The following is a 12,942-nucleotide window of genomic DNA, read 5'->3' as shown; positions in this document are numbered from 1 at the left end:
CAAGATGCGCGGGCCGCCCGCCAGGCGGCGCAGACGTGGTCGTGATCGGCCTCCACTGGGGCGCCGAGTTGCAGCAGGCACCCAACGGGCAACAGCGCGCGCCGGCCTGCGCCCTCACCGCCGCGCGGGGCGCGGCGGACGCCCGCGGGAACCAGAGCTCGACGGCCCGCTTCACCTTCGCCCGCCAGGCCGGACCCGGTGCCCGCTGGGCGGTCCGCAAGGCCGAGTCCCTACCTCAACTCACCGATCCGGAGGGCGGGTTCAGGGTCGTCGACCTCGCGATCGCGCTGACCAGGGAGCCGCCGACTATGTGCACGCCCGTGACAGCATCCGCGGCATCGTGCTGTCCCTGGGCGGCCGACGACGGCCTGATCATGACCGAGTGACCGCACTCCCGCGGCCCCTCCGCACACTCCGGCCGACCCGGCTCATCGCCTGCGACATCCGGGACGGGAAGGCGTCAGGGGCGGGGATGGTCACCGGTCGCACCCGGCCGTTGTGCAGGGCGGAGATCCGCCAGCCGCGGTCGGCGCGGACGACCACGAGCGTCTGCCGGGACAGGCGGCGCCTGGGCAGTTCGGACCGCCAGGGCATCAGCACCGACGCCGTGCCGTGTAGAACGGCGACGTCCGGGGTGAGGTGGCGGATCGACTCCAGCTCACCCACCAGCGCGGAACCGGCCAGCACGCCGCGGAAGAGTCGGTCATGGTTCTCCTGAAGTGCCGTGCGGCCGGTCGCGCGGGTCCCGTCGTAGGAGACATAGTCGGCGTCGGCGGTGAAGCAGGCACCGAAAGCGGCCGCGTCGTTGTCGGTCCAGGCCTGCATGAAGCGCTCGAACAACCGGGTGATCTGCTCGTCGCTGGTAGGCATGACATCCTCCGTGAGCTATCATTTCGACTGTCGAACTTTACGCTAACAGAAAGATTCGAATGTCGAAAGATGGATCGCGAGGCCACGCCGCGGGTGAGGTGGCCATGCGGATGCGGACGCTCCAGCAGAGCATCGACGCCTTCGATGAAGCGGCCGCGGCCCTGCTGGGGCTGAACCGGACCGATCTGCGCTGCCTCGACCTCATCCTGGCCACGGACGCGATGTCGGCCGGCGAGCTCACCACGGCGGCCAAGCTGAGCCCCGCGGCGACGACGACCGCCATCGACCGCCTCGAACGGGCCGGCTTTGTCGCCCGCAGCCGGGATGCCACCAACCGGCGACGGGTGCTGGTTTCCGCCACCGACGCCGCCCATGCCGCCGAACGCGAGGTGTACGGGCCCGTCAGCGAAGCGGGGATGCGGGCGCTGCGGCACTACGACGAGGACCAACTCGCCGTCATCGGCGACTTCCTGGAGACGGCGCGCCGGGTCCAGGAGGAGCAGACGGCGCGCCTCAAGGAACTACGGGACCCCGCCCGGTCATCCGGTCGCCGAGCCGATCGCCGAACCGGTCGTTGATCGACCCCGCCCCCACCCCCGAATTCCTTCAACTAGGCTTGCCCGTATGGACATTCTGGGGACCTCATTGCGGGTGTGCGTCGGCGATCTCGATGCCGCGATCGGCGTCTACGAACGGCTGACCGGAGCCGAGGCCATACGCTTCCAGCGCGGCGGCGTCGCGGTCGCGGCCGTCGGGTGCTTCTTCCTGATGAGCGGCCCCGAGGCCGAGTTGTCGGTGCTGCGGAAGATCACCGCGACCCTCGCCGTCAAGGATGTGGACGAGGCGCTCGCCGACCTGTCGGCGGTCGGCGCGGATATCATCGCGGGCCCGCTGGCGACCCCGATCGGCCGCAATCTGGTCGCCCGTCATCCGGACGGCTCGGTCTTCGAGTACGTCGACCGGAAACAGGAGGGAAGCGCGGCCGGCGCATGAGCGGCTTCCTCGCGGCGTACCGCGCCGTCATGAGCATCGCCACCGAGGCCGCCGGGCGGGTGCGGCCCGGCCGCTGTCCCGAGTGGCCGAGCAGCACGGGATAACGGCCGGTCCGGGCCCGTCAATCGAGCCCGCGGTCACGACATGTCCACTTCCAGGACGATCTTGCCGCGGGCCCGGCCGGCCATACTCAACTGGAATGCCTCGGCCGCCTTCGCCAGGGGGAAGGTCGCCTCGACCGGAACGGTGAGCTGCCCGGCGTCCGCGAGGTCGGCGAGCGCGGTCAGATCGGCGGTATCGGGCCGCACCCACACCAGGTGGCCGCCCTTCGCCGTGACCTCGCCGTCGGCGATGGACACCACCCGCGTCCGGTCCTTCAGCAGTTCCTGCGAGACATCGATGACGCCGTCGCCCACGAAGTCCAGTGCGACGTCCACACCCTCGGGGGCGAGCGCCCGCACCCGGTCGGCGAGCCCCTCGCCGTAGGTCACCGGCTCGGCGCCCAGGGACCGCAGGAACTCGTGGTTGCGCTCGCTGGCCGTGCCGATGACACGGGCACCCCGGGCCACCGCGATCTGCACGCCGAGCGAACCGACGCCTCCCGCCGCGGCATGCACCAGCACCGTCTCGCCCCGCTTCGCGCCGACCCGCTTGAGCGCCTGATAGGCCGTCAGCCCGGCGAGCGGCAGCCCCGCGGCCTGCTGCCAGCTGAGCGCGGCCGGCTTGCGCGCCAGGGTCCGCACCGGGGCGGCGACCAGCTCGGCGAAGGTGCCGTGCTGCACGTCGTCCTTGCGGACATAGCCGATGACCTCGTCGCCGACCGCGTACTCGGTGGCGTCCGCGCCGACCGCCTCGACCACGCCCGCGACGTCCCACCCGGGGATCAGCGGGTAGTGGGCGTGCAGCATCGCATCCAGATAGCCCCCGACGATCTTCCAGTCCACAGGATTGACGCCGGCCGCCTTGACCCGGACCAGAACCGAGTCGGGACCCACCTTCGGGTCGGGCTGATCGGTGTACTCCAGGACCGAGGGGCCGCCATAACCGTTCGTGGTGATTGCCTTCATGACCGTCACAACGCGTGACGATGGCAGATCATTCCCACCGCCCGCACACGGTCACCGAATGGCGTAGGGCCTGTCCGACCCTGACCCATCGGACAGGCCCTAACTCCCCTGACAGCGCCCCGTACACGCCGGGCGGCCCGTCACACCGGCCGCATCCGGAACTCGTACCGGTCCGGAAGCGGGTGCTCGGTACGAGCCCTGGCGCGTGCCCCGTCGGAGACCGGACCGTCGCCCGCGACGAGGCGTTCGGCGATGGCGTACCAGGTGTCGCTGAGGACCTCGGCGCCCTCCCGGAGATCGGGGATCTCGAAGCCGGCGTCGAAGATCTCGCGGGCCGCGGCCGGTTGCCCCTGGGCGAGCAGCACCTGAGCGGTCAGCAGCCGGAACCGGCCGCCGGCCAGAGCGTCCTGGGACAGCCGTGCCAGCAGTTCCGCGGCCTCCTCGGCCCGGCCGGCGGCGAGCAGCGCGGGGACCGCCTCCCGGGCGAGCGCGGGCATGACCGCCCGCCAGACGCGGGCGGACGGATCGGGCCCGGCGGTTCGCACGGACCGTTCCGCATCGGCGAACGCCTCCGTGTACCGGTCGGCGGCGCGCGCCGTATCGCCCGCCTCGGACTCGGCAACGGCCAGGCAGTACAACGGCAGGCAACCGGCGCCGTGTGCCAGCGCGCGCTCCCAGCTGCGGACGGCCTGGGCGCGGTCGCCGGCGTGCCACTGCGCGAGGCCGAGGTGGTAGTCGGTGGCCGGCCCCGGCTGCGCGGACTCCAGCAGATCGCGCCAGGCCGGAGAGACCACCGTCGCTCCGGGGAGGGGCCCGGCGCCCGGGAGGTCGCCGGTTCTGAGCAGGGTCAGCCAGGGCTGCTGCTCCTCGCCCAGGGTCGCCGGGTCGAACGGTGTGCCGGGCAGGTCCAGGCCCGCGCGGGCGACTTCGAGGGCGCCCCAGCCGGAGCCGGTGGCCAGCGACTCCTTCGGTTCGGTGTCGGCGTACGGCCGCCAGGCGGCGTAGGCGGCATCGACGTCCGCCCGCGGCAGGGCCGCTTCCAGCCGGGCCGCGACCTCGCCGCGGGCCGTGCCCCAGTCCGTGCCGTGCACCGTCGCGGGGTCGGCGGCCAGCGGCCCGTACGCCTCCAGCCAGGCGAACTCGGCGCCGCCGTCGAGCGGTACGTGCTCCAGCTGTGTACGGGCCAGTCCCGCCTGGATCTCGGCGTAGCCGTCGGTGCCGGGCTCGGTGAGCCACTGCTGCCAGCGCCGCCCGGCACGCTCCGCGCCCCAGAGGAACAGCTTGCGGCCGCGGAGTGTGTCGGTGGAGGTCTGCACCAGGCCGCGGCCGTCCGCGCCGAGGGAGGTGATCCAGCGGCGGGCGCCGTCGGGGACCTCGTAGAAGTAGTCGGCGGGGAACGGGCTGCGCAGTGGGTAACTACGGTCGGCGCCGCCGGAGTCGGGGACCGGGACGCGGCGCAGTGTGCGTTCATAGCCGAAGTACCAGGCTTCGCTGGCGGGGGCGAGGACTCGTGTGCCGTCCCCCTCCGGGACCGCGATGTTGGACCACCAGTACACCGGCACGGTCTCGTGGTGCGGGTTGCGGATGCGTACGCCCACGTAGAGGAAGTCGGAGCCGTCCGGGAGCCACAGATCCACCTGGAACGGCAGATTGCGCAGCCGCTCCCACTCCCACAGGCGCAGCATCTCGCCGCCGTCCGGCGCCGGGACGCGGGCGGCGTGCACAGGGGCGCAGGAGAGAGTGGTGTGGCCGGTGGCGCCGATGTTCCATTCGATGCCGCCGGAGAACCAGGCGCCGTTGAGGGCGAATGCCGCGGGCTGAAGTACCGGGTTGCGGTAGAGCAGTTCGCGGTCGGTGGGCTTGTGGTGCAGGGAGTACACCCGGCCGCCGAAGCCGGGCAGGACGGTGGCGCGCAGCCGGTCGTTCTCGATGACGAGCGCGTCGAGACCGGTGTCGCGGCGGTCGCGGCCGTAGCCGTCGCGCAGCCGCGTGGGCAGGACCGAGCGGAGCGGGCGGTAGCCGATCTGGCGCGCCATGTCGGCGGGCAGTCCGGCGTTCTCGGGGATCTCGATGCGGTGCGGGTCGTCCGTGCCGCGCAGCGCGGGGAGCGGGTTGTCCGGGCCGATGGGGGCCGCGGGAAGGGTCAGGGTGGTGCGTCGCACGCTCGTGGCCACGGCTGCCTCGCAAGGTAGGACCGGGCCGCCTCGGCTGCGGCGGCCCCCTGTTGACCATGGAACATCGTCAACGCCCGGCTGAACAGGGCATCTTGCGACTCACCTCGGCCCGGTCGGGTCAGGGTTGCGCAAAGACGCGCTCAAGGAGGTCGGCGAGCAGCGCCGCGCCGGCCCCCTCCGGGTCGCGGTCCGGGTCGTAGATCGTCACATCGATGCCGACACAGCGCGGCGAGGCGGCCAACGGGCCGAGCAGATCCCTCAGTTCGCCGGTGAGCAGGCCGTCCGGATCGGGGCTGTCGACGGCCGGCATGACGGACGGGTCGAGGACATCCGCGTCGAGGTGGATCCAGAAGCCGTCGAGCGGGGAGCTCTGGAGGTGGCCGAGCGCCTCGCGGGCCACCGCGTCCGGGCCGCGCCGCCGGATCTCGCCGACGGGGGTGTGGCGGATGCCCAGGGCGGCCAGCTCCGGCTGGTCCTCGTCGGCGTCGCGGATGCCCAGCAGGCTGACGTCCTCGTCCCGGACGTACGGCCGCAGGCCCTCGATGTCGGTGAGATCCGGCTGCCCCCGCCCGGTGATCTGCGCGACGCCCTCGCCCGCCGCGGCGCCGACCGGGCCGTTCAGTTCCGTGTTGCCGGGGTGTCGGAAGTCGCCGTGCCCGTCGAGATATGCGACGCCGTAGCGGCCCAGCCTGCGCAGCGCGAGAACGATGCCGAGCAGGATGCTGCAGTCGCCGCCGAGCAGCACCGGGAAGTCGCCGCCGAGGACGTGGCCTTCGAGGCGCTTGGCAAGGCTGCGGGTGTAGTCGGCGATGGCGGCGGCATTGAAGTCGCCATCGCCCTCCTGCCACTCCCCCAGGTCGTAACGCGGCGGCACCACCACCCCGCCCTCCAGCGCGCCCAGCCGCCGCAGCAGACCCTGTTCGCGCAGCGCGCCGGGAAGCTTGTAACAGCCGGGGACGGTGCCGGGCGCGGGCGGCCGCAGTCCCAGGTTGGAGGGGGCATCGATCAGTACGGTGCGACGCATACGGCGATCTTCACACATACCCGCGGCAAAAAGAGGAGGCCGCAGAAGATCCGCCGAAATACCCTGTCACTTCAGCTCACTGACAAATCCGGCGCACGACGAAACAGATCGGAAAGCGGCACCCATGGCGACGCAGCACACCTACCGAGTCATCGTCCGCGGCAAATGGGACGCCCTGACGGAGGAGTCCCGGGGGACGCTGCTCGCCGAGGTGGACGACCACGGTCTGTCGCAGATGCAGTTCACGCCGGAGGGCTCGCTGGCCTACGAGGCCGCGCTGAAGTCCTTCACCTACCGTTACGTGATCGTCTCGGACGCGGCAGACGGCGAGGAGATGGCGGCCGCGCTCGCCGAGGACAAGGCGGAGACCGCGCTGACGGCGGCGGGCCACGGCTACCGGGAACTGCGCTCCACGGCCACCGACATGGACACCATGAAGATCAACCGCAAGGCTCGGTAGCCGAGGCCCCGTCGGAAGGCTGCGCGGCGGCGCTCGGCTCGTTGAACCGCAGCCGGTTGCCGAAGGGATCGGTGAGGGTGAGGCAGGTACCGATCTCGTCGTGCTCCAGACCGGGCCGCAGATACGGGTAGCCCTTGGCGGCCAGCTCGGCGTGCAGCTCACGCACCCCGCTCAGCTCCATGTAGACGGTGGAACCGGGTGTCGCATCCCCGTGGTGCTCCGACAGATGAAGAACGAGGTCACCGCGCGAGACCTGGGTATAGAGCGGCATTCCCGGCTCGAAGCGGTGCTCCCAGTCGACGGTGCAACCGAGGTAGTCGACGTAGAACTCATGGGCCTTGGCCACGTCGAAAATCCGGAAGACCGGAACGCTGCGACGGAAGACGATATCCATGCCGGACATGGAATCACGCCGTGCCCTCATGGACCATCTCGCTGGTGATCGCCCAGCGCTCGTGGTCGCGCCAGGCACCGTCGATGAAGAGGAAGTCCGGGGAGAACCCCTCCAGCCGGAACCCGGCACGCTTGACCAGGGCGATCGACTGCGCGTTGCCCGGCTGGATATTGGCCTCCAGCCGGTGCAGCCCCAGCACTTCGAAGGCATGGTGCAGTACGAGCCGCAGCCCCTCGCTCATCAGCCCGCGCCCGGCGGCGTGCGCGAACCCGCCGTAACCGATCGCACCGCACCGGAACCCGCCGTGCACGATGTTGTTGATGGTGAGAAAGCCCGCGATCCGGCCGGTCTCGTGCTCGCAGATCAAGAAGCCCTCGCGGACCGGCTCCTGGAGCCTCTGGAAGTAGCTGTCGTACGCGTCGTCGGTGACGGGCGGGAACAGCCAGGAGCGGTGCAGCTCCGCGCTCTCGCGCGCCCGCGCCGTGAACTCTTCCCGGTCGGCGGCGGTGAAGGGCCGGATGCCGACCCGCGGGCCGCGTGCGAGGTAACGATCATTGGACGTCATCGGCAGATCGTACGAAGGGGTGCGGCGTCTGGCCAGGCTATTTACCCCGAGCGGGCGGCACGCGCCAGACTACGCCGGCGCCTCGCCGGCCGTGCCCCGCACCCGGCTGCGTTCGCGCTCCCCCGCGCTCGGTACGGCGAGTGCCAGCCGGCGGTGCGTCCGGCGCAGCATCGTGCGGGCCATGAAGGGGTGCACGCGCCGTACGAAGGCGAAGTACAGGCGGCCGGCCGTGTTGTGGGTACGGACGACCGTGCCGAGCGTGACCCGGCCGTCCTCGACGAGGATCGAGGCGCGGAAGTCGAGGTGCCCGGCGTCCTCGCCGAGCAGGATCTCGCCTTCCTCGCGGCCGACGACGGGGAATGACGCGCCGCGCAGCACGCCCTGCCAGGCGGCCGGATCCTCCGGCATGCCCGGCCGCAGCTCCATCTGCCAGGCGTCCTGGAAGTCGGTGCGGGGGAAGGCACGGTGCGCCAGCCGGGCCCCGGCGGGGAGGTCGACGGCCTTGGGCCGGTCCCACACCAGACGGTTCAGCAGTCGCACCCATGGCGTCCAGCGGACGGGGTTGCCGACCCGGCCGGTGGCCGCCCGTTCGATGTTGTCGAAGATCTCCTCGACGACGGTGCTGTGCAGCGCCCGGATCGCCGCCGACCACAACAGCTTCTGCACACCCCCGTGTTCATTCTCCAAGACGTGTTCCACCAGGCAGCTGTCCGGGCCGAGGGGCCGTACGAAGATCGCGTGGTAGCCGGTCGGGGGGTCCGGGGTGAAGTCGAAGCGGATGTGGCGGCCGGGTTCGTGGGCCGCGACGCGGTAGCGGACGAACCCGTGGCCACCGTCGGCGCCGACGCCAAGGGGACGGTCGAAGCGCATCGCCGGCCAGGCCGGCGTCGGGAAGACAGGATCATCGTCGCTGCCGAGCCGGTCGATCAGGGCTCCGACGGTGTCGGCCGAGGCCGGGATGGTGCGGGTGTGGACGTCGCGGACCATGCCCATCGGGCACACCTCCATACGGTTGCGTATGTTTGACCGTACGGTACCGTATGGTCATGGCGCAACAGCGAGCGAAGGAACCCCGCGGTAGCGGCACACGGCAGCGACTGACCGCCCAGGACTGGGCCGATGCCGCCCTGGCGGCCATGAGCGAGGGCGGCGGGCTGGCGGCGCTGGCCGTCGAACCGCTGGCCGCCCGGCTGGGCACCACGAAGGGCAGCTTCTACTGGCACTTCGCCAACCGGGAGGCGCTGATCCAGGCCGCCCTGGAGCGCTGGGAGGAGATCGGCACGGAAGCCGTGATCGTCGAGGTGGAGGCGGAGCCCGATCCGGCGAAGCGGCTCCGCAAACTGTTGCACCGGGCCACGGGCTCGGCCACCGACGACACCCTGGAGCTGTCGCTGCTGGCGACGGCCGCCCATCCGGGCGTGGCGGCCGTGCTCGCCCGGGTGACCGAACGCCGTATCGGCTATGTCACCGCACTCTTCGCGGAGTTGGGCTTCTCCGAGGCGGAAGCGGAGCGCCGCGGCCTGCTCGCGTACTCCGCCTTTCTCGGGCACACCCAGCTGGGCCATGCGGTCCCACAGACCTTGCCCACCGGAGCCGCGCACGAGCGCTATCTCGACTCGGTGATCGACACGTTGGTGGGCCGGGAGTGACGGCGCGCCGCGGCACCGCCCACCTGACCGTCCGTCACGTGCCCCACTATCACGCGACGGACGGTAGCGGCAACCGGCCGGACCATGACGGAATCACCGGAACGGGTGCGAGCGGGCCGAACTCGGCCGAAAGTAGAGCAAGTTGGCCGAACTGCGCGTAGACGTTCGCGGTACACCTGACTTGAAGTGGAGATCGGCGCGTCCAACACGGCGCGCATCAGCGTTGACATCCGCCGACGCGAGCACCTCAGGTCCCTCGTCAAGGACGTCCCTCATACGGGAGGCAATCCGTGACCGAAGCAGTTTCCTTCCCCCAGGACCGCACCTGTCCTTACCACCCACCGGCCAGCTATCAGCCGCTGCGCGAGGCCGGCCCGCTGTCGCACGTCACCTTCTACGACGGCCGGTCGGTATGGGCGGTGACCGGCCACGCCGAGGCGCGGGCGCTCCTCGCCGACCCGCGGCTCTCCTCCGACCGGCAGAACCCGGCGTTCCCGATCCCCGTCGCGCGCTTCGCGGACGCCGCCCGGCGGATAAAGGCGCCCCTGATCGGCGTGGACGACCCGGAGCACAACACCCAGCGCCGGATGCTGATCCCCAGCTTCAGCGTGAAGCGGATCGCCGCGATGCGCCCGGAGATCCAGCGCGTCGTCGACGAGCTCATCGACCGGATGCTGACACAGGGCCCGCCCGCGGAGCTGGTGTCCGCATTCGCGCTGCCCGTCCCGTCGATGGTGATCTGCTCGCTGCTCGGCGTGCCCTACTCCGACCACGAGTTCTTCGAGGAGGAGTCCCGCCGTATCCTCCGCGGCCCCACGGCAGAGGAAGCGGAGGACGCGCGCCTCAAGCTGGAGGACTACTTCACCGAGCTGATCGCCCGCAAGGAGAGGGAGGGGGGCGACGGGCTGCTGGACGAGCTGGTCTCGGAGCGGCTGCGGACCGGCTCCCTCGAACGCGAGGAACTCGTCCGGCTCGCCATGATCCTGCTGGTCGCCGGCCATGAGACCACGGCCAACATGATCTCGCTGGGCACCTTCGCGCTGCTGGAACACCCGGAACAGCTGGCGAAGTTGCGTGCCGACGAAAGTCTGATTCCGGCCGCGGTCGAGGAGCTGCTGCGGTTCCTGTCCATCGCCGACGGCATGCTGCGGGTCGCGACGGAGGACATCGAGGCCGGCGGCCGGACCATCCGGGCCGGCGACGGGGTGGTGTTCCCCACGTCCCTGATCAACCGGGACGACACCGTGTATCCGTCACCGGACGATCTGGACCTCAGCCGCTCCGCCCGCCATCACGTGGCGTTCGGTTACGGGATTCACCAGTGCCTGGGCCAGAACCTCGCCCGTGTGGAGATGGAGATCGCGCTGCGCTCCCTCGTCACCAGGATCCCGGATCTGCGACTCGCCGTGCCGGCTGCCGAAATTCCGTTCAAGCCGGGTGACACTTTGCAAGGCATGATCGAACTGCCTCTGGCTTGGTAGCTCCCATGGAGGCGGACGAGCGAAAGGGGTCCGGGATGCGGATCACCATCGACAAGAACAGCTGTATCGGCTCCGGCCAGTGCGCCCTGACCGCGCCGTCGGTGTTCACTCAGGACGACGACGGCTACAGCGAGGTGCTGCCCGGCCGTGAGGACGGCGGGGGTGACCCCATGGTGAGGGAGGCCGCCCGCGCCTGCCCCGTGCAGGCCCTCACCGTCGAGGACGCCTGACGGCACGACGCACGGGCGGCTGACGCCCTGCGCACGGAACGACACGGAGGACACGGAGGACGCGGACGACACGGACGGCGCACGGCTGAGGCCGGCGGCCGCCCCGCGCACGACACGTACCGCCCTCGCACTCATACCTACGGCATCCACCCCATCCGCTACCGCAACACCCCCTGGGTGACGGGAAGTTCGAGGACTCCCGTGTCCTCGGGCGCGCTGCTGACCGTCACCGGCTTGACGCCGCGATTGCCCGCATAGGCGGAGTCGCTGGCGGCGACGACGAAGCGCAGCCGGTGCCCCGGCTCGAAACGGTGCACGATGCCCGGTAGTTCCACGGTGAACCTCCGGGTCACATCGGGCACCCGGGCCGGGGCCACCAAGCGGTGCACCAGCGTCTTCGTGCCGTCCGGCGCGACGTCGTACAGTTTTGCGAAAAGCACCAGCTTTTCGGCCGCGTCGGCGGAATTCTGCACCTGCTCGGTCTTGGGCGAGGCGACCTTGAGCGTCGCCCTGGGCGCGCCCACCACGTCCACCGGTCCGCCGGTCACCGGCTCGGACATCCAGTCCAGATAGGTGCCCTTCGTGTCGAACGGCGCATGGTCCGGCAGCCCGAACAGCGCGGCCAGCGAGCTCTCCGAGTGGCTGGTCGCCAGCCGCGCATTGCGGTACTCCCGGTCGCCGTGCGCCACCTTGCCGCGGTTGTCGACGAGCTTGCCGTCGCCGGAGAGATAGAGCCGCTGGCCGCCACCCACCGGGTAGCCGGGCGAGGTGGCATAGGTGGGCCCGTTGGTCGCCCAGTCCCGGTAGTACGCGAAGGCCGGCCCGGTGTCGGTCCCCTTCCGGTGGTGCAGATAGCGGTCGAACCAGTCGAGGATCCGGCGCCCGACGTAGCTGGTGTCCAGGTTCCCCTCGGCGAGGTTGAGTTCACCCTTCGCGGGCTTCCTCATGCCGCCGCTGTGCCCCCAGGCCTGCCAGATCATCTTGGTCTCGGTGCCCTGCCCGGCGAGGGTCCGGTAGGTGGCCGCGGCCTCGTTGAGATTGAAGAGGGTGTCGGCCTGGCCCTGGACGAGCAGCGTCGGCGCCTTGACCGACTTCAGATAGGAGACCGGGGAGACGCTGCGCGCATAGGCGACCGTCGCCTCGGTCTCGCCGGGCGGGTACCTCCTGGAGTCCAACAGCCGCTTCATGTCGCAGGCCGGCTCGACGAAGTGCAGGCAGCCCCCGCCGCCGACCCGCGAGCGGTCCAGCTGGGGCTTGACCAGCCCCTGCGCCTCACCGAGCAGAAAGAACCCGTTGGTCCACTGGTGCTTGTACGCGCCGGGCACCGATGCGCTGACGCCGTACCTGCGGCCGGCGTTGTTGGGGAACAGGGAGTAGGAGAGGTCGTTCCAGGTGATGAGCGGGACGAGCGCGTCCACCCGGTGGTCGACGGACGCGGTGGCCAGCTGGATCGCCCCGCCGTACGACCCGCCGATCATGCCGACCCGGGGGTCGTTCCGGCCGTCCTTGGTGACGTAGTCCACGCGGGTGCCGTTGTCGGCCGTCCGGGCGCCGGCCAGGAAGTCGAGCAGCTGGCTTGCCGCCATACCGTCGATCGCGGGGTCGTCGAGGGAGATCGGGCAGCCGGACTTTCCGAAGCCGAGCCCGGAGTAGGCCAGCGCGACATAGCCGCGGGTGGCGAACGCCTTGGCGCTGGCGGCGGTCGAGCTGTCCGCCTTGCTGCCGCCGAAGCCGTTGGTGGTCAGCACGGCGGGCGACCGATGCCCGGAGTTGACGCCGGACGGGCGGTAGAGGTCCGCGTCGACGGCGCAGTCACGGTTGCCGGCCCGCACGGTGATCTTCAGCGCGGTGACGGTATACGGGTCGGAGGCGTCCGACGTCGCGGGAGCGGCCAGGGCGAGGGGCGCCACGAGGGCGGTGCCGGCCAGCAGGGTGAGAGAGGTGCGGAGCACCGGGCGGGACACGGCTCGGGGCATGCTGGGCACGAAGACCTCCACAAGGACATGTCGTACCAACCAGTCGGTAACGGCGCGCT

At 70.9% G+C, this 12,942-nt stretch carries 15 protein-coding genes; 7 read left to right on the top strand and 8 right to left on the bottom strand.

Annotated features, from left to right (window positions below; all coding sequences use genetic code 11):
- Positions 1-35: 35 nt before the first annotated feature.
- Positions 36-386: a hypothetical protein gene (locus AB0I10_RS02945; RefSeq protein ID WP_363150500.1), complete on the top strand. Its 351-nt coding sequence runs from the start codon at positions 36-38 to the stop codon at positions 384-386.
- Here AB0I10_RS02945 and AB0I10_RS02940 read toward each other — a convergent pair.
- Entirely contained in the window at positions 373-870 is a 498-nt protein-coding gene (locus tag AB0I10_RS02940) for an SgcJ/EcaC family oxidoreductase (RefSeq protein ID WP_363150499.1), read from the bottom strand. The two genes, AB0I10_RS02945 and AB0I10_RS02940, sit on opposite strands and share 14 nt — an antisense overlap.
- A gap of 59 nt (positions 871-929) precedes the next feature.
- On the opposite strand from AB0I10_RS02940, the gene AB0I10_RS02935 reads away from it, so the two are divergent.
- Positions 930-1,448: a MarR family transcriptional regulator gene (locus tag AB0I10_RS02935; protein ID WP_363150498.1), complete on the top strand. Its 519-nt coding sequence runs from the start codon at positions 930-932 to the stop codon at positions 1,446-1,448.
- A 46-nt stretch (positions 1,449-1,494) separates the two neighbouring features.
- Positions 1,495-1,863, top strand: a complete 369-nt coding sequence (locus tag AB0I10_RS02930; RefSeq protein WP_363150497.1) for a VOC family protein — start codon at positions 1,495-1,497, stop codon at positions 1,861-1,863.
- Between the two features lie 137 nt (positions 1,864-2,000).
- Here the strand turns inward: AB0I10_RS02930 and AB0I10_RS02925 are convergent, their stop codons facing one another.
- The 3 genes from AB0I10_RS02925 to AB0I10_RS02915 form a co-directional block, all read right to left on the bottom strand.
- Entirely contained in the window at positions 2,001-2,930 is a 930-nt protein-coding gene (locus AB0I10_RS02925; RefSeq protein WP_363150496.1) for an NADP-dependent oxidoreductase, read from the bottom strand.
- Between the two features lie 140 nt (positions 2,931-3,070).
- Entirely contained in the window at positions 3,071-5,104 is a 2,034-nt protein-coding gene (locus tag AB0I10_RS02920) for a DUF5107 domain-containing protein (protein ID WP_363150495.1), read from the bottom strand.
- Between the two features lie 118 nt (positions 5,105-5,222).
- Positions 5,223-6,128 carry an arginase family protein gene (locus tag AB0I10_RS02915; protein ID WP_363150494.1) on the bottom strand — a complete coding sequence of 302 codons (906 nt, stop codon included), beginning with the start codon at positions 6,126-6,128 and terminating at the stop codon, positions 5,223-5,225.
- Between the two features lie 124 nt (positions 6,129-6,252).
- On the opposite strand from AB0I10_RS02915, the gene AB0I10_RS02910 reads away from it, so the two are divergent.
- Entirely contained in the window at positions 6,253-6,588 is a 336-nt protein-coding gene (locus AB0I10_RS02910) for a DUF6204 family protein (protein WP_363150493.1), read from the top strand.
- On the opposite strand, the gene AB0I10_RS02905 is transcribed toward AB0I10_RS02910, so the two are convergent.
- The 3 genes from AB0I10_RS02905 to AB0I10_RS02895 form a co-directional block, all read right to left on the bottom strand.
- Positions 6,569-6,982: a glyoxalase superfamily protein gene (locus tag AB0I10_RS02905; protein WP_363150492.1), complete on the bottom strand. Its 414-nt coding sequence runs from the start codon at positions 6,980-6,982 to the stop codon at positions 6,569-6,571. The two genes, AB0I10_RS02910 and AB0I10_RS02905, sit on opposite strands and share 20 nt — an antisense overlap.
- 13 nt (positions 6,983-6,995) lie before the next feature.
- Positions 6,996-7,547, bottom strand: coding sequence for a GNAT family N-acetyltransferase (locus tag AB0I10_RS02900; protein WP_363150491.1), 552 nt, complete (start codon positions 7,545-7,547; stop codon positions 6,996-6,998).
- Positions 7,548-7,616: 69 nt separating this feature from the next.
- On the bottom strand, positions 7,617-8,540 hold the full coding sequence (locus AB0I10_RS02895) for a DUF2867 domain-containing protein (protein ID WP_363150490.1): 924 nt from the start codon (positions 8,538-8,540) through the stop codon (positions 7,617-7,619).
- 47 nt (positions 8,541-8,587) lie between these two features.
- On the opposite strand from AB0I10_RS02895, the gene AB0I10_RS02890 reads away from it, so the two are divergent.
- From AB0I10_RS02890 to AB0I10_RS02880, 3 genes are all read left to right on the top strand, one after another.
- A complete protein-coding gene (locus AB0I10_RS02890) occupies positions 8,588-9,196 on the top strand; it encodes a TetR/AcrR family transcriptional regulator (RefSeq protein WP_363150826.1) in 609 nt (202 codons plus the stop codon).
- 290 nt (positions 9,197-9,486) lie between these two features.
- Positions 9,487-10,677 (top strand): cytochrome P450, encoded by a 1,191-nt coding sequence (locus tag AB0I10_RS02885; RefSeq protein ID WP_363150489.1) that lies wholly within the window; start codon positions 9,487-9,489, stop codon positions 10,675-10,677.
- Between the two features lie 35 nt (positions 10,678-10,712).
- Entirely contained in the window at positions 10,713-10,907 is a 195-nt protein-coding gene (locus AB0I10_RS02880; RefSeq protein ID WP_363150488.1) for a ferredoxin, read from the top strand.
- Positions 10,908-11,065: 158 nt separating this feature from the next.
- On the opposite strand, the gene AB0I10_RS02875 is transcribed toward AB0I10_RS02880, so the two are convergent.
- Positions 11,066-12,883 (bottom strand): CocE/NonD family hydrolase, encoded by a 1,818-nt coding sequence (locus AB0I10_RS02875; protein WP_363150825.1) that lies wholly within the window; start codon positions 12,881-12,883, stop codon positions 11,066-11,068.
- Positions 12,884-12,942 lie beyond the last annotated feature (59 nt).

This window comes from Streptomyces sp. NPDC050636 (assembly GCF_040654775.1).
GTDB lineage: Bacteria > Actinomycetota > Actinomycetes > Streptomycetales > Streptomycetaceae > Streptomyces.
This window is presented reverse-complemented; position numbering and strand designations above follow the sequence as displayed.

Excerpts from the sequence above, each read along its gene's own strand:
- AB0I10_RS02925 (WP_363150496.1), bottom strand. The coding sequence starts at position 2,930 with ATGAAGGCAATCACCACGAACGGTTATGGCGGCCCCTCGGTCCTGGAG.
- AB0I10_RS02905 (WP_363150492.1), bottom strand. The coding sequence starts at position 6,982 with ATGGATATCGTCTTCCGTCGCAGCGTTCCGGTCTTCCGGATTTTCGAC.
- AB0I10_RS02930 (WP_363150497.1), top strand. The coding sequence starts at position 1,495 with ATGGACATTCTGGGGACCTCATTGCGGGTGTGCGTCGGCGATCTCGAT.
- AB0I10_RS02890 (WP_363150826.1), top strand. The coding sequence starts at position 8,588 with ATGGTCATGGCGCAACAGCGAGCGAAGGAACCCCGCGGTAGCGGCACA.
- AB0I10_RS02915 (WP_363150494.1), bottom strand. The coding sequence starts at position 6,128 with ATGCGTCGCACCGTACTGATCGATGCCCCCTCCAACCTGGGACTGCGG.
- AB0I10_RS02900 (WP_363150491.1), bottom strand. The coding sequence starts at position 7,547 with ATGACGTCCAATGATCGTTACCTCGCACGCGGCCCGCGGGTCGGCATC.
- AB0I10_RS02895 (WP_363150490.1), bottom strand. The coding sequence starts at position 8,540 with ATGGGCATGGTCCGCGACGTCCACACCCGCACCATCCCGGCCTCGGCC.
- AB0I10_RS02875 (WP_363150825.1), bottom strand. The coding sequence starts at position 12,883 with ATGCCCCGAGCCGTGTCCCGCCCGGTGCTCCGCACCTCTCTCACCCTG.
- AB0I10_RS02935 (WP_363150498.1), top strand. The coding sequence starts at position 930 with ATGTCGAAAGATGGATCGCGAGGCCACGCCGCGGGTGAGGTGGCCATG.
- AB0I10_RS02910 (WP_363150493.1), top strand. The coding sequence starts at position 6,253 with ATGGCGACGCAGCACACCTACCGAGTCATCGTCCGCGGCAAATGGGAC.
- AB0I10_RS02880 (WP_363150488.1), top strand. The coding sequence starts at position 10,713 with ATGCGGATCACCATCGACAAGAACAGCTGTATCGGCTCCGGCCAGTGC.
- AB0I10_RS02940 (WP_363150499.1), bottom strand. The coding sequence starts at position 870 with ATGCCTACCAGCGACGAGCAGATCACCCGGTTGTTCGAGCGCTTCATG.